This is a genomic window from Agreia sp. Leaf335 (genome assembly GCF_001423605.1).
In the GTDB taxonomy this organism is placed as follows: Bacteria; Actinomycetota; Actinomycetes; order Actinomycetales; family Microbacteriaceae; genus Agreia.
The window spans coordinates 15,612-36,370 of record NZ_LMOQ01000002.1; the positions used below are offsets into that span (position 1 = coordinate 15,612).

20 protein-coding genes are annotated in these 20,759 nt (G+C 65.2%); 13 read left to right on the forward strand and 7 right to left on the reverse strand.

Annotated features, from left to right (window positions below; translation table 11 throughout):
- The first annotated feature begins 44 nt into the window (after positions 1–44).
- The 3 genes from ASF79_RS06115 (at position 45) to ASF79_RS06125 (ending at position 1,955) form a co-directional block, all read left to right on the forward strand.
- Positions 45–521: an FHA domain-containing protein gene (locus ASF79_RS06115; protein WP_055781690.1), complete on the forward strand. Its 477-nt coding sequence runs from the start codon at positions 45–47 to the stop codon at positions 519–521.
- Positions 522–1,223: a transcriptional regulator FtsR gene (gene ftsR, locus ASF79_RS06120; protein ID WP_055781687.1), complete on the forward strand. Its 702-nt coding sequence runs from the start codon at positions 522–524 to the stop codon at positions 1,221–1,223. It abuts the gene before it with no gap.
- Between the two features lie 246 nt (positions 1,224–1,469).
- Entirely contained in the window at positions 1,470–1,955 is a 486-nt protein-coding gene (locus tag ASF79_RS06125) for a MerR family transcriptional regulator (RefSeq protein WP_055782105.1), read from the forward strand.
- A 105-nt stretch (positions 1,956–2,060) separates the two neighbouring features.
- On the opposite strand, the gene ASF79_RS06130 is transcribed toward ASF79_RS06125, so the two are convergent.
- Positions 2,061–2,879, reverse strand: coding sequence for a ParA family protein (locus ASF79_RS06130; protein ID WP_055782104.1), 819 nt, complete (start codon positions 2,877–2,879; stop codon positions 2,061–2,063).
- A 76-nt stretch (positions 2,880–2,955) separates the two neighbouring features.
- Here ASF79_RS06130 and ASF79_RS06135 point away from each other — a divergent pair, with 76 nt between their 5' ends.
- Both ASF79_RS06135 and def read left to right on the forward strand, forming a co-directional pair.
- Positions 2,956–6,363 carry a pyruvate carboxylase gene (locus ASF79_RS06135; protein ID WP_055853240.1) on the forward strand — a complete coding sequence of 1,136 codons (3,408 nt, stop codon included), beginning with the start codon at positions 2,956–2,958 and terminating at the stop codon, positions 6,361–6,363.
- Positions 6,360–6,851: a peptide deformylase gene (gene def / locus ASF79_RS06140; RefSeq protein WP_055781683.1), complete on the forward strand. Its 492-nt coding sequence runs from the start codon at positions 6,360–6,362 to the stop codon at positions 6,849–6,851. The genes ASF79_RS06135 and def overlap by 4 nt, the downstream gene beginning before the upstream one ends.
- On the opposite strand, the gene ASF79_RS06145 is transcribed toward def, so the two are convergent.
- The 3 genes from ASF79_RS06145 to ASF79_RS06160 all read right to left on the reverse strand — a co-directional run bounded on the left by ASF79_RS06145 (position 6,848) and on the right by ASF79_RS06160 (position 10,452).
- Complete coding sequence (locus tag ASF79_RS06145; RefSeq protein WP_082466314.1) at positions 6,848–7,510, reverse strand: TetR family transcriptional regulator; 663 nt, start codon at positions 7,508–7,510, stop codon at positions 6,848–6,850. The two genes, def and ASF79_RS06145, sit on opposite strands and share 4 nt — an antisense overlap.
- 99 nt (positions 7,511–7,609) lie before the next feature.
- A complete protein-coding gene (gene aroQ / locus ASF79_RS06150) occupies positions 7,610–8,275 on the reverse strand; it encodes a gamma subclass chorismate mutase AroQ (RefSeq protein WP_055853243.1) in 666 nt (221 codons plus the stop codon).
- A 350-nt stretch (positions 8,276–8,625) separates the two neighbouring features.
- Positions 8,626–10,452, reverse strand: a complete 1,827-nt coding sequence (locus tag ASF79_RS06160) for an AMP-dependent synthetase/ligase (RefSeq protein ID WP_055853248.1) — start codon at positions 10,450–10,452, stop codon at positions 8,626–8,628.
- A 182-nt stretch (positions 10,453–10,634) separates the two neighbouring features.
- Here ASF79_RS06160 and ASF79_RS06165 point away from each other — a divergent pair, with 182 nt between their 5' ends.
- From ASF79_RS06165 to ASF79_RS06175, 3 genes are all read left to right on the forward strand, one after another.
- Positions 10,635–11,582: an ROK family glucokinase gene (locus ASF79_RS06165; protein WP_055781669.1), complete on the forward strand. Its 948-nt coding sequence runs from the start codon at positions 10,635–10,637 to the stop codon at positions 11,580–11,582.
- Between the two features lie 14 nt (positions 11,583–11,596).
- Positions 11,597–12,286 carry a lysophospholipid acyltransferase family protein gene (locus ASF79_RS06170; protein ID WP_055781667.1) on the forward strand — a complete coding sequence of 230 codons (690 nt, stop codon included), beginning with the start codon at positions 11,597–11,599 and terminating at the stop codon, positions 12,284–12,286.
- Between the two features lie 61 nt (positions 12,287–12,347).
- Positions 12,348–13,727, forward strand: coding sequence for a class II 3-deoxy-7-phosphoheptulonate synthase (locus tag ASF79_RS06175; RefSeq protein ID WP_055853251.1), 1,380 nt, complete (start codon positions 12,348–12,350; stop codon positions 13,725–13,727).
- A 97-nt stretch (positions 13,728–13,824) separates the two neighbouring features.
- Here the strand turns inward: ASF79_RS06175 and pknB are convergent, their stop codons facing one another.
- Both pknB and ASF79_RS17825 read right to left on the reverse strand, forming a co-directional pair.
- Positions 13,825–15,813, reverse strand: a complete 1,989-nt coding sequence (gene pknB / locus ASF79_RS06180; protein WP_055781660.1) for a Stk1 family PASTA domain-containing Ser/Thr kinase — start codon at positions 15,811–15,813, stop codon at positions 13,825–13,827.
- 84 nt (positions 15,814–15,897) lie between these two features.
- A complete protein-coding gene (locus ASF79_RS17825; RefSeq protein WP_326939950.1) occupies positions 15,898–16,110 on the reverse strand; it encodes a LysM peptidoglycan-binding domain-containing protein in 213 nt (70 codons plus the stop codon).
- Positions 16,111–16,468: 358 nt separating this feature from the next.
- Between ASF79_RS17825 and ASF79_RS06190 the strand changes: the two genes are divergently transcribed.
- Positions 16,469–16,810, forward strand: coding sequence for an Rv2175c family DNA-binding protein (locus ASF79_RS06190; RefSeq protein WP_055781654.1), 342 nt, complete (start codon positions 16,469–16,471; stop codon positions 16,808–16,810).
- Positions 16,811–16,821: 11 nt separating this feature from the next.
- Here the strand turns inward: ASF79_RS06190 and ASF79_RS06195 are convergent, their stop codons facing one another.
- A complete protein-coding gene (locus ASF79_RS06195) occupies positions 16,822–17,913 on the reverse strand; it encodes a polyprenyl synthetase family protein (protein ID WP_055853253.1) in 1,092 nt (363 codons plus the stop codon).
- Positions 17,914–17,990: 77 nt separating this feature from the next.
- On the opposite strand from ASF79_RS06195, the gene ASF79_RS06200 reads away from it, so the two are divergent.
- The 4 genes from ASF79_RS06200 (at position 17,991) to ASF79_RS06215 (ending at position 20,739) form a co-directional block, all read left to right on the forward strand.
- Positions 17,991–18,377 (forward strand): DUF3040 domain-containing protein, encoded by a 387-nt coding sequence (locus tag ASF79_RS06200; RefSeq protein ID WP_055853255.1) that lies wholly within the window; start codon positions 17,991–17,993, stop codon positions 18,375–18,377.
- A 292-nt stretch (positions 18,378–18,669) separates the two neighbouring features.
- Complete coding sequence (gene mraZ / locus ASF79_RS06205) at positions 18,670–19,101, forward strand: division/cell wall cluster transcriptional repressor MraZ (RefSeq protein ID WP_044443213.1); 432 nt, start codon at positions 18,670–18,672, stop codon at positions 19,099–19,101.
- A 100-nt stretch (positions 19,102–19,201) separates the two neighbouring features.
- On the forward strand, positions 19,202–20,158 hold the full coding sequence (rsmH, locus tag ASF79_RS06210; RefSeq protein WP_055781644.1) for a 16S rRNA (cytosine(1402)-N(4))-methyltransferase RsmH: 957 nt from the start codon (positions 19,202–19,204) through the stop codon (positions 20,156–20,158).
- A complete protein-coding gene (locus ASF79_RS06215) occupies positions 20,155–20,739 on the forward strand; it encodes a hypothetical protein (protein WP_055853258.1) in 585 nt (194 codons plus the stop codon). Before rsmH ends, ASF79_RS06215 begins: the two co-directional genes overlap by 4 nt.
- Positions 20,740–20,759 lie beyond the last annotated feature (20 nt).

Below are 20,759 nucleotides of genomic sequence, written 5' to 3' on the forward strand. Positions count from 1 at the left end.
CAGACTCGCATCGGCTACGCTGGACACCCTAGGAGGTCACGAACTTGGCTGATGACACGAACGCACACGAGTCCGCGAACCGCGCACGCAATGAGACTGACACGACCCTGCACTTCACGGCGGAGTTCGCGGCCCAACTGGCCGCCCTCGAGGGCGGAGTCACGGCAGAAGAACTCGAGGCGATCGCTGCATTGCCCTCGGGTTCAGCGCTGCTGATCGTTCGCCGCGGGCCGAACAACGGCGCTCGCTTCCTCCTCGACTCGGACAGCACGATCGCCGGGCGTCACCCTGAGGCGGACATCTTCCTCGATGACGTCACGGTGTCGCGTCGGCACGCGTCGTTCACCCGCCGCGCGAATGCATTCGAGGTGACCGACCTGGGTTCGCTCAATGGAACGTATTTCGATGGCGTGCGGGTCGACCGGGCGCTCCTCAGCGACGGAGCCGAGGTGCAGGTCGGCAAGTTCCGCCTCACGTTCTACCCGTCGCGACTCGACGTCGTCACCGCTCCCGGCGAGTAGATGGCGGCCACACCCGCATCGGCGCGCGGATCGGCATCGGCTCAGCTTCTCAGCATCGGCCAGGTGCTGGCGCGGCTGACGCCCGAATTTCCTGATCTCACTCCCTCGAAGCTTCGTTTTCTCGAAGAGCGGGGTCTGGTGCGGCCCGCTCGAACCGAATCGGGCTACCGCAAGTTCTGTCAGCAGGATCTCGAACGGCTTCGACTCATCCTCACGATGCAGAGAGATCGCTACCTGCCCCTCGTCGTCATCAAGTCCTATCTCGACGATGTCGACGCAGGTCGAGGTCCGGTTCTTCCTGGTTCGACGGCTGAACACGGCCCATCCATGCTGCCGAGCGGACGCCGTCTGAGTCGCGACGAGCTGATCCGTGATGCCGGAGCAACCCCGATGCTGCTCCAGGACGCCGTCTCGGCCTCGGTCATCACTCCTGGTGAGACCTTCGGAGACGACACCCTCGCCGTCTTGAAAGCTCTCGTCGAACTGCAGCGCTGCGGCATCGAACCGCGCCACCTGCGCGGCTTCCGCGTCGCGGCCGAGCGTGAACTCGGACTCATCGAGAGCGCCCTCGTGCCGGTGTCGAGACGCAACGATGCCTCGAGTCGAGCGCGGGCGGCAGAGCTCGCCGTCGAGATCGCCGGCCAGCTCGAAATCGTCAGGGGAAGTCTGATCAGATCTGCCCTGGGGCGACTCGTTCCCTGACGGATGCGCGCCGTAGACTGACTGCAGCTCGTCTCTGCACGACACGCCGACTCTTAAACGCGGATGTCATTGCCGCCGGTCGATCCCCTCGATAGCGTGGACTGAGTAGACACACACGGTTTTCACCAGCCGACAATTTTTCTGGAAGAGGCGCGTTTCTTGAGCGAGAACATCGGGACCGGTGCCGGACCAGGCACCAAGCGCAGCGACGATGCTCGCTTCGACGGCCTTCTCTTCACCGACGGTATGGCCGAACTCGACGCCGACTCCGGATACCGCGGTGCAGTTGCCGCTCGTGCAGCGGGCATCACCTACCGCCAGCTCGACTATTGGGCTCGCACTGCGCTGGTCGAGCCCACAGTGCGTGGCGCGGCCGGGTCAGGCTCGCAGCGTCTCTACGGATTCCGCGACATCCTCGTACTCAAGCTGGTCAAGCGACTGCTCGACACGGGCATCTCTCTTCAGCAGATCCGAACGGCGATCGAGCAGCTCCGCGAGGCCGGCATCAACGACCTCGCCCAGACGACTCTGATGAGCGACGGAGCAAGCGTCTACCTCTGCACGTCGAACGACGAGGTCATCGACCTGGTCAGTCGAGGCCAGGGCGTCTTCGGTATCGCTGTCGGCAAGGTCCTGCGAGAGGTCGAGACAACGCTCGTCTCGATCGATTCAACCGTTCCCGATCCGATGGATGAACTCGCCGCTCGCCGGGCGAACCGCAAGATCTCCTAGATCCGACCCCACAAACACCACAAGCTCAGCGAACGGTTTCCGTTCTCTGAGCTTGTTTGTGTCGGTGCTTGTTTTCGGTGGGGCTAGTTCGTGGTGGAGCGTCTTCTAACCGCGGGAGGTCTTGGCCTCGGCGTATTCGCCGAGTCGACCTGTGCGCATCACGCGCTCCAGAAGGAGGTCGAAGTTGCGAGCCATCTCCTGGGCGCCCTCGCCAGGCCAGACATGCAGAGGCTTAGCGGCTCCCTGCGCCTGCTGAAGCGACGTGCGCTCGGGCAGTTGAGGACTCAGAACCAAGGGGCCGAACATGTCGCGCAGCTCCTTGATGCGGAACTGGTGCTCGAGCGACTGCGAACGCACACGGTTGACGATGATGCCGAGGGGCTGCAGGCGCGGACTGAGGCCGCGACGAATCTCTTCGATCGCTCGGAGCGCTCGGTCTGCCGCGGCGACGGAGAAGAGGCCGGGCTCGGTGACGACGCTGACACGGTCGCTCGCGGCCCACGCGGTTCGCGTGAGGGCATTGAGCGAGGGCGCGCAGTCGATGAGCACGAGGTCGTAGTCGGCCTCGACGGTGGCCAGGGCCTCTTCGAGCTTCCAGATGTCTCGGATGCTCGGGTGGGGCCCGTCGAAGTTGAGCGCAGACGGGCTGCCGATCAACACATCGATCTTGCCACCGCGATCCTTGGTCCAGCCGCTCGGAGCGATGGCCGCGCGAACGACCTTCTCCTTCGGGCTGGCCAGAACATCGGCCACATTGAGGTGACCGGCGACACGGATGTCCATGCCGGTCGAGACATCGGACTGGGGGTCAAGATCGACGACGAGGGTACGCAGGCCCTTTGCAAAAGCGGCCGAGGCGAGCCCGAGCGTCACCGTGGTCTTGCCCACTCCTCCCTTGAGGGAGCTGACGCTGAGTACATGCACGGACACCACGTTACCTTTACTAGGCTGAGACAACCTAACCGTGCGCTGTATGCGCGCGTATTTGTGAAAGGCCCCCATGTTCTCCAAGATCCTCGTCGCCAACCGTGGAGAGATCGCCATCAGGGCATTCCGCGCCGCGTATGAACTCGGTGCTAAGACCGTCGCGGTCTTCCCCTACGAAGACCGAAACAGCATGCATCGGCTCAAGGCCGACGAGGCGTATCAGATCGGCGAGATCGGTCACCCGGTGCGCGCTTACCTCGACGTGGCCGAGATCATCCGCGTCGCCGTCGAGAGCGGCGCCGACGCCATCTACCCCGGCTACGGCTTTCTGTCAGAGAACCCGGATCTCGCCGAGGCTGCTCGTTCCGCGGGCATCACGTTCATCGGGCCTGGCTCCCACGTGCTCGAGATGGCCGGAAACAAGGTCACGGCGAAAGACCACGCAATCGCAGCCGGTGTTCCCGTACTCCGATCCACGCCGGCATCACGCGACCTCGACGTGTTACTGGAAGGCGCTGACGAGATCGGCTTTCCTCTGTTCGCCAAGGCGGTCGCCGGTGGCGGAGGACGCGGCATGCGCAGGGTCGAGTCGAGAGGCGACTTGAGAGAGGCGCTCGAAGCAGCGATGAGAGAGGCCGACAGCGCGTTCGGCGACTCGACCATGTTCCTCGAGCAGGCCGTCCTCCGCCCCCGGCACATCGAGGTGCAGATCCTCGCGGATTCGACGGGGGAGACCCTTCACCTCTTCGAGAGGGACTGCTCCGTTCAAAGGCGCAATCAGAAGGTCATCGAGATCGCCCCCGCGCCGAACATCAGCGACGAATTGCGCGAAGCGCTGCACCGCGACGCGATCGCGTTCGCCCGATCGATCGGGTACGTGAACGCCGGAACGGTCGAGTTCCTCGTCGACACCGTGGGGGAGCGCGCGGGCGAGCATGTCTTCATCGAGATGAATCCGCGCATCCAGGTCGAGCACACCGTGACCGAAGAGGTCACCGACGTCGACCTGGTGCAGTCGCAGATGCTCATCGCTGCCGGGGCGACCCTTGCCGAGATGGGCCTGTCGCAAGAGAGCATCGTGCTTCGCGGCGCCGCCCTGCAGTGCCGCATCACGACAGAAGACCCGACTGCCGGGTTCCGGCCCGACACGGGCAAGATCACGACCTACCGCTCCCCGGGTGGCGCCGGTATCCGGCTCGACGGCGGAACCATCAACCCGGGCGCACAGATCAGTCCCCACTTCGACTCGATGCTGGCGAAGCTCACCTGTCGCGGACGTGACTTCTCGGCCGCTGTGCGGCGTTCGAAGCGAGCCCTTGCCGAGTTCCGCATCCGAGGCGTCGCCACGAACATTCCGTTTCTGCAGGCCGTGCTCGAGGATCCGAGCTTCGAGGCGGGCGACCTGAGCACCTCCTTCATCGACGAGCGACCCGAACTGCTTCGAGGGCATGTCTCGAAAGACCGCGGAACGAAGATCCTCAACTGGCTCGCCGATGTGACGGTCAACCAGCCCAACGGGCCCCGACTGTCGAGCGTGAACCCTCTCGACAAGCTTCCCTCGATCGATCTCGACGCTCCTGCGCCGAGCGGCTCGCGGCAGCGGCTCCTCGAGCTCGGCCCGCAGGGTTTTGCGAGCGCCCTTCGCGCCCAGACCGCCCTCGCCGTGACAGAGACAACGTTCCGAGACGCGCATCAGTCGCTGCTCGCCACCCGCGTGCGCACCCGTGATCTGCTCGCCGTCGCCCCCTACGTGGCTCGTATGACCCCCGAGTTGCTCTCCGTCGAGGCCTGGGGCGGCGCGACCTACGACGTCGCGCTCCGATTCCTGGGGGAGGACCCCTGGGAGCGCCTCGCTTCGCTGAGAGAGGCGGTTCCCAACGTCGCCCTGCAGATGCTGCTGAGAGGACGCAATACCGTCGGCTACACCCCCTATCCGACGGAGGTGACCGATGCGTTCGTGCGCGAGGCGGCGAAGACGGGCGTCGACATCTTCCGCATCTTCGACGCGCTCAACGATGTCGGCCAGATGCGTCCCGCCATCGACTCGGTGCTCGAAACAGGTCATTCCCTCGCCGAGGTAGCGGTCTGCTACACCGGAGACCTGCTCGACCCGGCCGAAGATCTCTACACGCTCGACTACTATCTGAGGCTCGCGGAGCAGATCGTCACCGCCGGCGCGCATGTGCTCGCGATCAAGGACATGGCCGGCCTACTGCGTCCGGCCGCGGCCGAGAAGCTGGTCACGGCATTCCGAGCCAACTTCGATCTGCCCGTGCACGTGCACACGCACGACACCCCCGGTGGTCAGCTCGCGACGCTCCTCGCGGCAAGCCGGGCGGGTGCCGATGCCGTCGACGTGGCGAGCGCCCCCATGGCCGGCACGACGAGCCAGCCGTCGGCATCCAGTCTTGTCGCCGCCCTCGCGCACACCGATCGGGACACGGGTATCTCGCTGCCCTCGGTGCTCGACCTCGAGCCGTACTGGGAGGCAGTGCGTACCGTGTACCGCCCGTTCGAATCGGGCCTCGCCGGGCCCACCGGCCGGGTGTACAGCCATGAGATCCCGGGCGGGCAGCTGTCGAATCTGCGCCAGCAGGCCATCGCGCTCGGTCTCGCAGACGACTTCGAGCGCATCGAAGACCTGTATGCGGCCGCGAACAAGATCCTCGGCCGGGTGCCGAAGGTGACGCCGTCGTCGAAGGTGGTCGGTGACCTCGCTCTGCATCTCGCGGCTGTCAAAGCCGATCCGAAGGACTTCGAGGAGAATCCTCAGAACTACGACATCCCCGACTCGGTCATCGGGTTCATGGCGGGCGAGCTCGGCGAGCTGCCGGGCGGATGGCCGGAGCCGTTCCGCACCAAGGTCTTGGAGGGCCGCGAGGTCAAGATCGGGGTCACCCCGATCGACCAGACAGATGCCGCGACCTTGGCGGGAGACGACAGTGCGGCAATCAGATCGACGCTGAACAGGCTGTTGTTCGCGGGGCCGACGAAGACATTCGAGCAGGTGCGCGAGCAGTACGGAGACCTGTCCGTCGTCGACACGGTCGACTATCTCTACGGCCTGCGCGAGGGCGTCGAGAACGTCGTCGAGATCGACAAGGGCGTCAAGCTCTATGTGGGGCTCGAAGCCATCGGAACGGCCGACGACAAGGGCATGCGCACCGTCATGACGATCCTCAACGGTCAGCTCCGCCCGGTGTTCGTGCGAGACCGCAGCATCACCGTCGACACCACATCGGCTGAGAAGGCCGACCTGTCGAAGCCGGGGCAGGTCGCTGCTCCGTTCTCGGGTGTCGTCACGCTGAAAGTGTCCGAGGGCTCGATCGTTGCGGCGGGAGAGTCGGTCGCGACCATCGAGGCCATGAAGATGGAGGCTGCCATCACGGCCCCCATTGCCGGGCGTGTGAGCCGTGTCGCCATACCGGTGACGCAACAGGTCGAAGCGGGCGATCTGCTCGTCGTGGTGGTCGCCCCGTGAGCGCTCGTGAGATCCGCCTTTTCGGCGACCCGGTTCTGAAGACCGTGTCCGATCCGGTGACCGAGATCGACGATCGCATCCGTGGTCTCGTCGAGGATCTACTCGACAGCGTGCGCCTGCCGGGCCGCGCCGGAGTCGCCGCATCGCAGATCGGCGTCAACCTGCGCGCCTTCAGCTACAACGTCGACGGCCGAATCGGCTACATTCTCAACCCGACGATCGTCGAGTTGTCGGGTGAGCCCGAACTCGTCGACGAAGGGTGCCTCTCCGTACCCGGGCTCTGGTTTCCCACGCTCCGGCATCCGTTCGCCCGGGCCACGGGCATCGATCTCGACGGCAATGAGATCGAGGTGTCGGGCACGGGCGTCATGGCGCAGGCGCTCCAGCACGAGACCGATCACCTCGACGGCCTGCTCTACCTCGATCGGCTGGACAAGCCGGCGCGGCGAGAGGCCATGAAGCAGGTTCGGGAGTCCGACTGGTTCTAGAGCTCTTCGGTGTCGGGCGCGGGGTGGCCGACCAGGGAGGTGTCGATCGCACTCACCCGCTCGACCCGCAATGCCGCGTCGGCGATTCCCCAGGACTCGAACAGCGGCGCCCACAGCGTCTTGAGCCGGATCTCGAACTCCTCGGCGCTCACGGTCAGCGATCCGCCCAGAAGGCCGAACGTCGCACTGAGCAAAAGACCGACCGTTCGTTCGGGCAGATCATCGGGGTTGCCGCCGGAGTCGCGAATGGCTACCTCGAGTTGCTCTCGCACGGTCGATGCCCAGTCGAAGTCTCGTGGAACCTCGATGCCCGCCTCCAGGAGCTCGTGCAGCAGCCGGGTCGCGCCTCCCGCAATGGGGCATGAGCGAGCGTCGAGAGACGTCGTCAAGAGGAATGCGGTGAGTCGCTCGAGACCCGGCTGCTGAGGCAGCTGTTCGTACAGGCTCCTCCACCGGTGCTGCTGCTGTTCGATCACAGCGGTGGCAAGGGCGAGTTTCGAAGGGAACAGATGGTAGCCGATGGCGGATTTCGGCTTTCCCATGGCCTCGGCTACACGAGAGAAGGTCGTCGCCTCGTAGCCGTAGGAGCCGAACTGTAGACCCGCGGCCTCGATAATGGCCGCCTTCGAGGCTTCCATCGCCTGTACTCGCCGGTTCATTGCCCTCCTCTGCCGCTACTGTGGCACTTCGCAAAAGACCAATTATACGAAAGATGGAGTGTCTCTACCAGCTCGAGGACATGGTCGCGGACCGAGGGGTCAGCGGGCGCAGAAAGAACCCCAGGCTGCTTTGACGGCCTTCCGTTCGAGGGAATCCATGCCCGGGTAGGTGCGATCGCGCTCAGAGTCGACGGCGTGTGAGCAGCGCGCGTCACTCGCGACGGAGGATGCGTCGCCGATGGCCGTCACGAGCGCCGTATCGATGGAGTCGAGCTGAGGCCGGATCGTCGCCAAGTCGGGCGCCGTGGTCGGAGCCTCCTGCGCGTTGTGCGTCCATTCCGTGAACAGGCCGTTCTGCACTACTTTGCTGGCACTGATCTGAGCCCGCACGACCCTCGCCACCAGGTCTGTGTCGACGCCGTCCTTCGTCGCGAGCGCGACGGCGTCGTCGACCACGGCCTGCTCGCGAGCGGGGTCGGTGATGGGCTTGCCGCTCAACCACTTGGACTGGGCGACGGGGGTCGCGAGCGCGAGCCGCTGGGCCACGAGGGTGCCGATCGGATCGAGCCTGGAGGCGTCGTCGATCCGGTGCTGCGCAGACGCGGAGGACTGTTCGACGGGCGAAGACATGTCGGCGGCCATGGCACCCGGCCCTGAGCCGACGATCGCTGTGAGGGAGAGGCCGATGATGACCGCCCCGGCGAGCGAGAGGGGGATGGCGCGGTGAGGCGCCGAGGACGGTGTCGTCGAGTGTGTGCGTGGCATGGTGATCTCCCTGGTCGAGTGGGTCAACCGCGTCGGCGACGTGCCGCTGCGGTTCGTCGGATGAAGCTCGCCAGGGAGTGAGCCAGGTCGGCGCTGAGTGAGTAGCTTCCGAGATGGTCGTGACCGATCAAGCAGTCGCACTCCAACACGAGCGGTTGATCGACGTACGCGACGTGACAAATCGCGTTGTGCGTGACTCGGGTCTCGAGCTCGTCCATACCTGTACCCACCTCCCTAGACGATCGTCTATGAAGATGATTCCCGAGCTGCACCGCACCCGTCGTGCAACGGGGCAAGTTGCCAGCGAACGAGGAGCTAGACGGGAGGTAGGGCGAGCGCGCCCGGGCAGATCACAGGATGAGCGACTGACCCTCGGTCGCCGGAGCGGCCTGATAGATGCGCTCGACGTCGTCGGCGAAGTCTTTCATGATGACGTGCCGCTTGATCGTGAGCTTCGGGGTCAGATGGCCCGAGTCCTCTGTCAGGTCGTCGCTCAGCACGACGAACTTGCGAATCGACTCTGCTCGTGAGACCGCGCTGTTCGCCTCGTCGACTGCCCGTTGGATCTCCGCGAGGACGGCCGGATTCTGGGCCGCCTCGGCGAGTGACAGTCCGGCCGACTGACCGTTGTTGCCGAGCCAGACGGGCAGCATTTCGGGATCGAGCGTGATCAGAGCCGAGATGAAGGGCTTCTGATCTCCGACGACGATGACCTGCCCCACCAGGGGATTCGCGCGAATCGGATCCTCGAGAACGGCGGGTGCGACGTTCTTGCCGGCGGCGGTCACGATGATCTCCTTCTTCCGACCCGTGATGGTGAGAAAGCCGTCGGAGTCGAAAGCGCCGATATCGCCGGTCTTGAACCAGGCTCCGTCCATGGCCTCGCGAGTCGCCTCGTCGTTGTTCCAGTATCCGGCGAACACGTTGACGCCGGTGACCTGGATCTCGCCGTCGTCGGCGATGCGGACACCGACCCCCGGGAGCGCGGGGCCGACGGTGCCGATCTTGAACTTCGATACGAGGTTGACGGTTGCAGGCGCAGTCGTCTCGGTGAGACCGTACCCTTCGAGGATCTTGATACCGAGGCTGCGGTAGAAGTGGCCCAGGCGGTGTCCGAGCGGGGCCGAGCCCGACACGGCGTACTCCACACGACCGCCCATCGCCTGTCGGATCTTCGACAGGACGAGGCGGTCGAAGAGGGCGAACCTCAGACGAAGGCCCAGAGAGACCTTTCCTTCATCGAGTGCGACGGAGTGCTCGATCGCCGTGGCCGCTGCCTTGCGGAAGATCGCGCCCTTGCCACCCGACTCGGCCTTCTGCTCCGACGAGTTGTAGACCTTCTCGAAGACACGGGGCACAGCGAGCAGGAACGTGGGTCGGAAGCTGCCGAGCGAGGTCAGCAGCTTCTTCGTGTCTGGTTGGTGCCCGACCTTGACGCCGGCGTGCACGCAGAGAACGGAGATAAACCGCGCGAAGATGTGCGCCGTCGTGATGAACAGAAGGGTGGATGCTCCGGGCTCGAGCATCTCTTTCATCGCGACCCCGGCGTTGCGGCTGAGCTCCACGAAGTTGGAATGGGTGAGCATGCACCCCTTCGGTCGGCCCGTGGTTCCGGAGGTGTAGATGAGCGTGGCGAGGTCGCTGCCCGACGCGCTCGATCGTGCGACCTCCAGAGCCTCATCGCTCACGGCGGCTCCCGACGCCACGATCTTGTCGAGATCGCCGAGGTCGATCTGCCAGACCTGGTTGATCAGGGGCAGGTCGGGGTGCACCTCATCGAACTTCGCGAAGTGGTCGGCGGTCTCGAGGATGACCGCGACCGCGCCGGAGTCGCTCAGGTTCCACTGCACCTGGCTGGGAGCCGATGTCTCGTAGATCGGCACGAGAATCGCGCCGGCGAACCACGTCGCGAAGTCGACCACGGTCCACTCGTAGCGCGTCTTGCACATGAAGCCGATCTTGTCGCCCGGCTTGATGCCGTTGGCGATGAGGCCCTTCGCTGTCGCACGAACGCGATGCAGGAACTCGGCGACGGTGATCTCGCTCCATCCGTCGTCGCCATCGGGAACGGCGAACAGAGGGGCATCCGGGGTAGCTGCGGCTCGAGCCAGCAGCAGGTCGGTGGCGTTCGCGTCAGGGTCAGCTTTCACGACGGCGGGTACAGAGAATTCTTCCACGTCAACTCCTTCGTCAACAGGTCTATGTGCTCGTCGGCGCTTGAGGCCGATGCTCCGGCCAAATGGTGCTGATCGGCGCCGGATAACTACACTCTACTTGGCGCATTCGATCCTTTGTCGGAACGCGCATCGTAAGCGACGTCTTCGCCCAGCGGCCGGCGACGTGGAAGGGCACGGATTCAATGCACGCCATCGGCATCGACATCGGCGGAACCAAGATCGCCGGCGCGCTGGTCGACGACCTCGGACAGATCGTGCGCTTCGACCGTCGCCCCACCCAGGCCGTCGACATCCAGAACATCGAGGATTCGGTGGTCGCGATGATCACCCAACTGGCCGAAGGCTACGACGTGGCAGCCGTGGGCGTGGCCGCGGCCGGATTCATCGACGCGGCGCAGTCGACCGTGTACTACGCACCGAACATCAGCTACCGCAACGAGCCGTTCCGCGAGAAGCTCGAGCGTCGGGTGCCCTACCGCGTCATCATCGAGAACGACGCGAATGCCGCCGGTTGGGCGGAGTTCCGCTACGGCGCGGGCCGACTCGTGAGCGACATGTGCATGCTCACCATCGGTACCGGAGTGGGAGGAGCCATCGTCTCGTCCGACCGCATGTTCCGAGGCGGATTCGGCGCCGCTGCCGAGCTCGGGCACATGAGAGTCGTTCCCGACGGCTTGCCCTGCGGCTGTGGCGCCCGCGGCTGCATCGAGCAGTACGGCTCGGGCCGCGCGCTCCTGCGCTACTCGAACGACTTGGCGGATGCCGGGGGTATCGGCATCGCGTTGGCGGCCGCGCGGAGTCGCGTGGGCGTGCTCACCGGCCACGAGGTGAGCGAGCTCATCCAGGCGGGCGACCCCGGCGCCCTGGCCGCCTTGCGCGAACTCGGCCACTGGATCGGGCAGGCGAGTGCCAGCCTCGCCGCGGTGCTCGATCCCCAACTCTTCGTGATCGGCGGGGGAGTCGCTCAGGCCGGAGATCTGCTGCTCGATCCCATCCGGCAGTCGTTCTTCGACAACCTGCCCGCTCGTGGGTACCACCCAGAACCGGAGTTCAGGATCGCCGAACTCGTCAACGATGCGGGAGTCGTCGGCGCCGCCGACCTCGCACGTCTCTACGCCGCGCAGATCTGAGCCGAAGGCACACGATGTTCTACTGGATCATGAAGAACCTGATCGCCGGGCCGATCGTGCTCACGGTGTTCCGCCCCTGGATCAGAGGACTCGAGAACGTGCCGCGCACGGGCGGAGCGATCCTGGCGAGCAATCACCTGTCGTTCATCGACTCGGTGATCCTTCCCCTCGTGCTGTCCCGGCGCGTGTCGTTCCTCGCCAAGAGCGACTACTTCACGGGTAAGGGAATCAAGGGCGCCCTGGTTCGCGGCTTCTTTCTCGCGACCGGACAGCTGCCGATCGACCGTTCCGGAGGTAAGGCCTCCGAGGCCTCTCTGAACACGGGGCTGGGCGTGCTGGGCAGAGGCGACCTCCTCGGCATCTACCCCGAGGGCACGCGGAGTCCCGACGCGAAGATGTACCGAGGCCGCACGGGCGTGGCGCGGATGGTGCTCGAGGCGGGCGTTCCGGTCATTCCCGTCGCCATGATCGACACGCACAAGGTCATGGCCATCGGCACGAAGGTTCCCAAGATCAGGAGAGTTGGCGTCATCATCGGCGAGCCGCTAGATTTCTCTAGGTTCGAGGGGTTGGAATCCGACCGATTCATCCTTCGAAGCGTCACCGACGAGATCATGTATGAACTGCAGAGGCTCTCGGGCCAGGAATACGCAGATGTCTACGCGACTTCGGTAAAGGAGAAGCGGACGAACGTCGTCCGTTGACGCGGCCGGCCCGTGATGGCCGGATTCGCACCCGAAAAGAAACAGATACGGAAACCCTCACGTGGTAGATCCAACCGAACTGGTCGTTCAAGCAGATGAGTCTGTGATCGCCGGGTTGGACTATTGGCGAGGACTCCCGGTCAAGCAGCAGCCGAGCTGGCCCGACAGCATGGCCGTCGAGTCGGCCTCGGCCGAGATCGCGGGTCTGCCCCCTCTCGTCTTCGCGGGCGAGGTCGACAACCTGCGCGACAGACTGGCCGTGGCGGCCCGTGGAGAGGCCTTCCTCCTCCAAGGAGGCGACTGCGCCGAGACCTTCTCCGGCGCTACGGCGGAGCAGATCCGCAACCGGGTCAAGACGGTGCTGCAGATGGCCGTCGTGCTCACCTACGGCGCCTCGATGCCCGTCATCAAGATGGGGCGCATGGCGGGGCAATTCGCCAAGCCGCGCTCGAGCGACACCGAGACGCGAGGGTCCGTCACGCTGCCTGCGTACCGTGGCGACATCGTCAATGGATACGACTTCACTCCTGAGTCCCGCGAGGCAGACCCTCGTCGACTCGTGCAGGGGTACCACACGGCGGCGTCGACCCTCAATCTGATCCGCGCCTTCACCCAGGGCGGCTTCGCCGACCTCAGGCAGGTGCACGACTGGAACAAGGGCTTCACGTCGAACCCGGCCAACGTCAGATACGAACACCTCGCCCGTGAGATCGACCGCGCCGTCAAGTTCATGATCGCTTGCGGAGCGGACTTCGAGGCGCTGAAGCGCACCGAATTCTTCGTGAGCCACGAGGCGCTGCTGTTCGACTACGAGCGCCCCATGACGCGTATCGATTCGCGCACGGGCACTCCGTACAACACCTCGAGCCACTTCCTGTGGATCGGTGAGCGCACCCGCGACCTCGACGGGGCCCACGTCGACTTCCTCAGCCGCGTGCGCAACCCGATCGGTGTGAAGCTCGGCCCCACCACGAGTGGCGACGACATGCTCCGTCTCATCGACAAGCTCGACCCGAACAGAGAGCCCGGCCGCCTCACATTCATCACACGCATGGGCGCCGGCAAGATCCGCGATGCGCTGCCGCCCCTGCTCGAGACGATCAAGTCTGCGGATGCGACGCCGCTGTGGGTCACCGATCCGATGCACGGCAACGGACTCACGACTCCCACGGGATACAAGACGCGCCGTTTCGACGACGTCGTCGACGAGGTGAAGGGCTTCTTCGAGGCCCACCGTGCCGCGGGCACCCACCCCGGCGGCATCCACGTCGAGCTCACGGGCGACGACGTCACCGAGTGCCTCGGTGGTTCGGAGCACATCGACGAGGCCGATCTGGCCACCCGGTACGAGTCTCTGTGCGACCCGCGCCTCAATCACATGCAGTCTCTCGAGCTCGCTTTCCTCGTGGCCGAAGAGCTCGGCCAGGTCCGCAAGGCCTAGTCGCGCCAGACGGCGGCGACGCGCCCGCCCGGATGCCCCTAGCATCCGGGCGGGCGCGTCGCGTTAACCCCGCCGATGTCGTGTCAGGCCGAGTGGCCTAGAAGCTGACGCTGACCGTCAGCTTGGACCCGCGCGGAACGCTCGTGCCGGCGACCGGGTTCGTCGCCGTGACGGTCACGAGTGCCGGGACGATGTCCGCGCCGGCCGGGTAGCTGAGATCGAAGCCGGCTGCGACCAGAATCGACTTGGCGTCGATCCACGGTTTGCCGACGACGTCGGGAACGGTGACCGGCTCGGGACCTCGGGAGATCTGGAGCGACATCGTATCTCCGGGGCGCACGGTGTCGGAGGGTGCGATCGCCTGGATCACCTTGCCCTCCTTGATCGATTCGCTGTAGACCTGCTCGCCTGCGGCGGCGGCGAGACCGACCGCCTGCAGGGTCGCCGTGGCTTCGTCGACGGTCTTGTCGGAGACGTCGGGGATCGCACCGGCGGACACCAGGAGTGAGATCGGTTGTGCCTCGCTGTAGAGCACTCCCTCGGTCGAACCGTTGGTCGCGAGGCTCGCGCCATCGACGTTGTAGGCGTCGAGGACTATTCCGGCCGCGGCATCGCTGGAGAAGACCTGCGACTCGCTTCCGAGGGTGAACTTCGCCTGCTCGATGGCCTGTTGCGCGGCGGCCTTATCGGCGCCGATCAGCTGGGGCAGCGGTAACTGCGCTGGACCGGTAGACACGATGACGCTGACCGTCGAGTCGCGCGCCACGTGAGCACCAGATGAGGGATCCGTGCCGATGACCGTGCCCGCAGGAACAGTCACGCTCGACTGATCGGCCCGGGTCACCACGACGCCGAGCTCCTCGAGGGTGGACTGCGCCGCGTCTGGCGCTTGACCGGCCACGTCGGGGATCGTCAGCTGCGCCCCTGGACCGATGCCGAAATACCACCCGGTGCCGCCGGCCAGGGCGACGAGAAGGATCACGATGCCGACCAGCCAGAAACCACGGCGGCGGCGAACGGCGGACGAGGCTTTCAGACGAGCGGCGGGTGCCGAGGCGACGGCGCTCTGAGGGGCCGCCGTGCGGGGTGCCCTCTGCGGCGCGGGAGCGCGTGTCGGAGTGGTCAGCGCCGAGGTCATTCCGGTCTTCTGAAAGGCCTGGGTCTGTGCTGAGGTCATGTCAGGGGTGAGAGCCGCGGGCATCACCACGGTGCGCTGGATGCCCGTCGTCGCCGCCTGGGTCGCCGACATGCTCTGCTCGGTGAGGCGAAGCTGTTCGAGCATGGCGCGGCCGTCGGTCGGACGGTCGACAGGGTCTTTCGCCGTCGCCCACAGCACGAGGTCGTCGAGATCGCGCGGTACAGAGGGATTCACGGCGCTCGGCCGCGGAACCTGGTCGTTGGCGTGTTGGAAGGCGATCTGCATGGGCTGATCGCCGACGAACGGCTGCGCGCCGGTGAGCATCTCGTACATCATGATGCCGGCGGCATAGATGTCGCTTCGTGCATCGGCTGTGCCGCGGGTCAGCAGCTCGGGGGAGAGGTACGCGATCGTTCCGAGCAGCGCCTGGCCGGTGGCCGTATTGGCCGAGGTCGCCCTCGAGAGTCCGAAGTCGCCGATCTTGATCCGGCCGTCATCCGCCAGGAGAACGTTCTCGGGTTTGAGGTCGCGGTGCACGATACCGGCCTTGTGCGCGGCGGCGAGCCCGCCGAGAACGGCATCCATGATGTCGAGGGTCTGCTCGGTGGTGAGCGTTCCATAGTCTTTGAGCAGGTCGCGGAGCGTCATGCCCGGCAGGTACTCCATGACGAGGTACGCCATGTCCGAATCCTGCCCCTGATCGAAGACGTTGACGACGTTGGGGTGCGCGAGCCGCGCCGCGGAGCGAGCCTCCTGCACGAAGCGCTCTTTGAAGTTGGACTCGTCGGCCAGGTGGCCGTGCATGATCTTGATGGCGACGCGGCGCTCGAGTCGGAGGTCTGTCGCGAGGTAGACCGTGGCCATGCCTCCGCGAGCGATCCGCGACCGCACCTGGTACCGACCGTCGATGAGACGTCCGATCATAGGGTCAGTGGGCGCGGTGGTCACGAATGAAGTTTAGAGAGCAGTGGCCGAGGAAGTCGGCATAGACACCACGAAGATCGAGACCCGCCGTTCTGGTTGCGCGGGTGATCAGTCGACGCGCGGGTCGCGTTTGTCCGAGGCTTCCGCGGCCGGCCATTCGAGATCGTCCGGGATCGGCTCGAGACGGAGCATCTGGCCGGGGAAAATGGGGGTTTTCCAGCTCAGGCCGTTCTGGGCAAGCACGTGGGCGGTCGGCAGGCCGTGGCGAATGGCGATCTCGCTGACGGTGTCACCCAATTCGACGCGATACGACGGCTCCACCGATGGTGATTGCGTCGCTTCTGCACTCTTCGCGGCTGACTCCTCGACCGGGGTCCGGTCTCGACGGCGATTCGACGATGCAGCGACCTTCGAGGCGGCAAGACCCAGGAGAACGAACGGAACGGCGACCAGCGCGATGAGCGACCGAGGTTGGGGCCGTGCTCGTCCGCCAGGGCGGCTCGGCAACCTCGTCATAGCGGCCGTGCACCTCGCAAGTCTCGTTTCGTCCGTGCGTCAACAGTTCCACGGATGCCCGTGATCGTCAACGATCTGATCAAGCGTCGATCGTGTCGTGGATAACGATGCGATATCGGCGCCAGGGTGCCGGGCGCGGCCCCGATCGTGGCAGGCTTGGTACGTGAGTGAAAACACCCCCGCAAGAACCTGGTTGACCATTCCCGACGTGGCCGAGATCTTCGGCTCAACCCCGGGTCGCGTCCGCAAGATGATCGAAGAGCACTCTCTGCTCGCAACCCGGCGCGACAAAGTCCTCGTCGTGCCGGATGTGTTCATTCGCGACGGCGAGCCCCTTCCCGAGTTGAAGGGCACGATCATCGTGCTCCTCGACTCCGGATTCGTGCCCGATGAGGCGATGCAGTGGTTGCTCGAAGAAGAGGAGTCGCTGGGTGTCGCTCCCATCGATGCCCTGCTCGCCGGCCGCAAGGCCGAAGTGCGTCGGGTGGCCCAGGCTCTCGCCTGATCCATGGATGCTCAGGACGAGCGCTCGGTGAGAAGCCGAGCCAGCTCCTCCAGTTCCTCCGTGGCGTGGGCGTCGAGGTGTGCGGCCTGAAGCGCCTTCAACGCCTCGGCGGTGTACGCCGAGATCGATCGCTCGGCGCTCTCGAGTGCCCCCGTGAGCTCGATCTGCCGCTGCAGGTCGGCGATGGCGGCGTCGTCGAGTTCCGGTCGACCGAGCGCGTCGTCGAACGCCTCTCGCTGAGAGGCAGTCATGCCCTGACGGGCAAGCGCGACCAGAACCGTGCGCTTTCCCTCGCGCACATCATCGCCAGCGGGTTTTCCCGTGATGGCCGCGTCGCCGAAGACTCCCAGAACATCGTCTCGAAGCTGGAACGCGAGCCCGAGCGGGAGTCCGAACGCCCGTAGCGCCGAGACGTGCGTCGCAGAGCCGCCACCGATCAGGGCACCCAGCGCGAGGGGTGCTTCGACGCTGTACTTGGCCGACTTGAAAGTCATCACGCGTTCCGCGCGACGAATCGTGTCGCTCTCCGGCACGGTGGGCCAGGCGTTCTCCTCCAAGATGTCGAGGTATTGGCCGACGGTGACCTCGGTGCGCATGCGATTGAACTCCGCGCGCGTCGATCGTGCGTCGTCTCGATCGACGAGGAGGTCCAACGCGGCGTCGACGAGCTCGTCACTCCATCCCAGAAGAAGGTCGCCGTGCAGGATAGCGCTGGCGCGGCCGAACGTGTCGGCCGAGCCGACGAACTGCTGATCTCGGTGAAGAGCGGCGAATCGCACATGCGCCGCGGGCATGCCTCGGCGCGTATCCGAGTTGTCGATGATGTCGTCGTGCACGAGTGCCGCGGCGTGGAAGACCTCGAGGGCTGCCGCCAGGGTGATCACCGCTCGTTCCTGCGCGGAATCAGTGCCGTCCGACGTCGCCTGCCACCCGGCGATGCAGAATCGTGCGCGGAACCGTTTGCCGCCGCTGAGAAGATCCCGGGAGAAATCCGTGAACGCGGACAGTTCGTCCGCGACAGCGGCGAGAATAGGTTCACGAGAGGCGAGAAACTCGGCGATTTCGGTGTCGACCCGGCTTACCAGGTGCGTGCTTTGTATCACGCACCTAGCCTAGCCAGATGCTGGGCACTACAATCGCTTCAAGAACGACGCGTGTGACAGAGCCTGAGGTGAATAGGATGCCGCTTTCCGAGCAGGAGCAGAAGCTTCTAGATGAGATGGAGCGCAGTCTCTATCACAACGATGCCGATTTCGTCTCGGCGGTCAACGCCGGTAGAGGCAGACTCAACTACGGCGCGCTCGTTCTGGGCATCCTCCTCGCCATCGCGGGCCTCGTCGTGGTCATCGTGGGCGTCATCACCCACCTCCTGATCGTCGGCCTGGTCGGCTTCGTGGGAATGTTCGCCGGGGTGCTCCTGGCTCTCCGGCCCTCGACGTCATCAGCAGCCCGTCCGGCCTCGGGCCCACGCACCGGTTCATCGCCCAGCGCTTCCGCATCCAACAAGACCAATCTGATGGACAAGCTCAACGATCGTTGGGATAAGCGCCAGGATCGCGAGGAGTAGGCCCAGAGCCGCTTCTCCACACACCTCCACACAAGGGGGCCGACCTTCGGGTCGGCCCCCTTTTTTGTCGTTCCTCTCCTATGGCACGACTTTTCCTCCTGCGCGCGGCATGAATCGCTCTCGAAACGCCGAAAGCCCTCCATTTCCCTCCACTCAGATAATTCCCGTAATCACGCCGGAGTCTGGGCCGATTCACGGCTTCGATCGGATAATTCCGTTGTTTGGTGGTGTGAAGTGGAGTAACGTGGAGGAACACCCAACACCTGGCCGGATTCGAGGGGGAGAAAGGACGATGTTCCTTGGCACGTACGCTCCCAAACTCGACGACAAAGGTCGCATCATCCTCCCGGCGAAATTCCGAGACGAACTCGAAGGTGGAGTCGTGTTGACGCGGGGGCAGGAGCACTGCGTCTACGTGTTCAGTTCGTCCGAATTCGAAGAGCTCCACAACAAGATCCGACAGGCTCCCGTCACCAGCAAGCAGGCCCGCGACTACATGCGTGTCTTCCTGTCTGGCGCCGATGCATCCGTGCCCGACAAGCAGAACCGGGTCAGCATTCCTGCCCACCTGCGCAGCTACGCAGGACTCGAGCGAGAACTGGTCGTCATCGGCGCCGGATCGCGCGCCGAGATCTGGGACGCCGAAGCATGGAACACCTACCTGGCGGCCCAGGAGGCCGCATTCTCCGAGACCGACGAGGAGGTGATTCCCGGCCTCTTCTAGTCGTTCCGCGTGACTCCCAGCCGTTCCTCGCCCTGACACACTTCCCCGGTGCCAGGTCGGAATGGATGGGGATCAGGCAGAACGAACAGGTCGATAAATCATGGACGACGTCACACGCATCCACACACCCGTCATGCTCGAGCGCTGCATCAGCGTCCTCGGCCCGGCGCTCGAACGACCCGGAGCCGTTCTCGTCGACACCACGCTCGGCCTGGGCGGTCACGCAGAGGCTTTCCTCACGCGCTTTCCAGAACTGACGCTCGTCGGTCTCGACCGCGATCTCCAGGCTCTCGCCCTTGCCGAGGGCAGACTCAAGCCCTTCGGCGATCGGGTGCGCCTGGTTCATTGCGTCTACGACGAAATCGCCTCGGCTCTACAGAAACTCGACATCGACTCGGTCGACGGCATCCTCTTCGATCTCGGTGTGTCGAGCATGCAGCTCGATAGAGCCGAGCGCGGGTTCGCTTATTCCAAGGACGCACCGCTCGACATGCGCATGGATCAGGACGCGCCGCTGACGGCTGAGATGATCCTGGCCGAGTACTCGGAATTCGACCTCCGCCGCATCTTCCGCGACTACGGAGAAGAGAAACTGGCCGACCGCTATGCGCGACGCATCGTGCAGCGGCGCGCAGAACAGCCGCTGGTACGCTCCGCCGATCTCGTCGATCTTCTTCAGCAGGCCACGCCGGCCGCCCTCTCTCGGGCGGGTCATCCGGCCAAACGCGTCTTCCAGGCTCTGCGCATCGAAGTCAACCAGGAACTGAGTGTGCTGGAGCGTGCAGTGCCCGCGGCCATCAGCACGCTCCGGGTCGGCGGTCGCATCGTCGTCATGTCTTACCAGTCACTCGAGGACCGCATCGTCAAACGCGCGCTTCAGGCGTTAAGTGTGTCGACCGCACCTCCGGGCCTTCCTGTAGAGCTGCCGCAGCACAAGCCGGAGCTGTCGCTTCTCGTGCGTGGCGCCGAACTGGCGACCGATGAAGAGAAGGCCGAGAACCCTCGCGCCACCCCTGTCCGTTTTCGAGCTGCCGAACGCATCAGGAGTGCCTCATGACGAATCTGGCCACCGTGCCCATCGCGCAACTCGGTGCGCCGGCCTACGCCCCCGAGGCGGAGCCGCGGCGCCGATGGCTCAGGCCGGCACCCGACGCGGTGCCGCGCGCTCGTCGCCGACCGCGGATCGTCTACGCGGCGGTCGCCATCGGCGGAATCGCGATCATCGCGCTCGCGCAGCTCCTGCTCACGATCGGCCTCTCCGACGGTGCCTACCAAGTCTCGGCGCAGCAGGCGAAGCTGAAAGATCTGTCGCGAACGAACCAGGCCCTGAGCGAGCAGCTGACGGCCTTCTCCTCACCGCAGAACCTGGTGCAGAACGCACAGGCACTCGGAATGGTCGCCAACGGCAACACCGTCTATCTTCGACTCTCCGACGGCGCGGTTCTGGGCTCCCCTGCCCCTGCGACCTCCGCCAACGCACCGATCACCGCCAACCAGGCGCTCGTCCCGAACTCGTTGCTGCAACCCGAACCCGTGAAGGCCGCGCCCATTCCCGATGCGTCGAGCGCGCCTCCGGCGGCCGCGCCGGACCCGAGCGTACCGTGGCAGGGTGCTCTTCCTTCTCCACAGACGCACTAACCGACCGGTGAGCTGCTCAT

What these genes read in the sequence shown, in the direction of transcription:
- ftsR (WP_055781687.1), top strand. Translation starts at nt 522, where the DNA reads ATGGCGGCCACACCCGCATCGGCGCGCGGATCGGCATCGGCTCAGCTT.
- ASF79_RS06125 (WP_055782105.1), top strand. Translation starts at nt 1,470, where the DNA reads ATGGCCGAACTCGACGCCGACTCCGGATACCGCGGTGCAGTTGCCGCT.
- ASF79_RS06165 (WP_055781669.1), top strand. Translation starts at nt 10,635, where the DNA reads ATGCACGCCATCGGCATCGACATCGGCGGAACCAAGATCGCCGGCGCG.
- mraZ (WP_044443213.1), top strand. Translation starts at nt 18,670, where the DNA reads ATGTTCCTTGGCACGTACGCTCCCAAACTCGACGACAAAGGTCGCATC.
- ASF79_RS06170 (WP_055781667.1), top strand. Translation starts at nt 11,597, where the DNA reads ATGTTCTACTGGATCATGAAGAACCTGATCGCCGGGCCGATCGTGCTC.
- aroQ (WP_055853243.1), bottom strand. Translation starts at nt 8,275, where the DNA reads ATGCCACGCACACACTCGACGACACCGTCCTCGGCGCCTCACCGCGCC.
- ASF79_RS06135 (WP_055853240.1), top strand. Translation starts at nt 2,956, where the DNA reads ATGTTCTCCAAGATCCTCGTCGCCAACCGTGGAGAGATCGCCATCAGG.
- ASF79_RS06215 (WP_055853258.1), top strand. Translation starts at nt 20,155, where the DNA reads ATGACGAATCTGGCCACCGTGCCCATCGCGCAACTCGGTGCGCCGGCC.
- rsmH (WP_055781644.1), top strand. Translation starts at nt 19,202, where the DNA reads ATGGACGACGTCACACGCATCCACACACCCGTCATGCTCGAGCGCTGC.
- ASF79_RS06200 (WP_055853255.1), top strand. Translation starts at nt 17,991, where the DNA reads ATGCCGCTTTCCGAGCAGGAGCAGAAGCTTCTAGATGAGATGGAGCGC.
- ASF79_RS06145 (WP_082466314.1), bottom strand. Translation starts at nt 7,510, where the DNA reads ATGAACCGGCGAGTACAGGCGATGGAAGCCTCGAAGGCGGCCATTATC.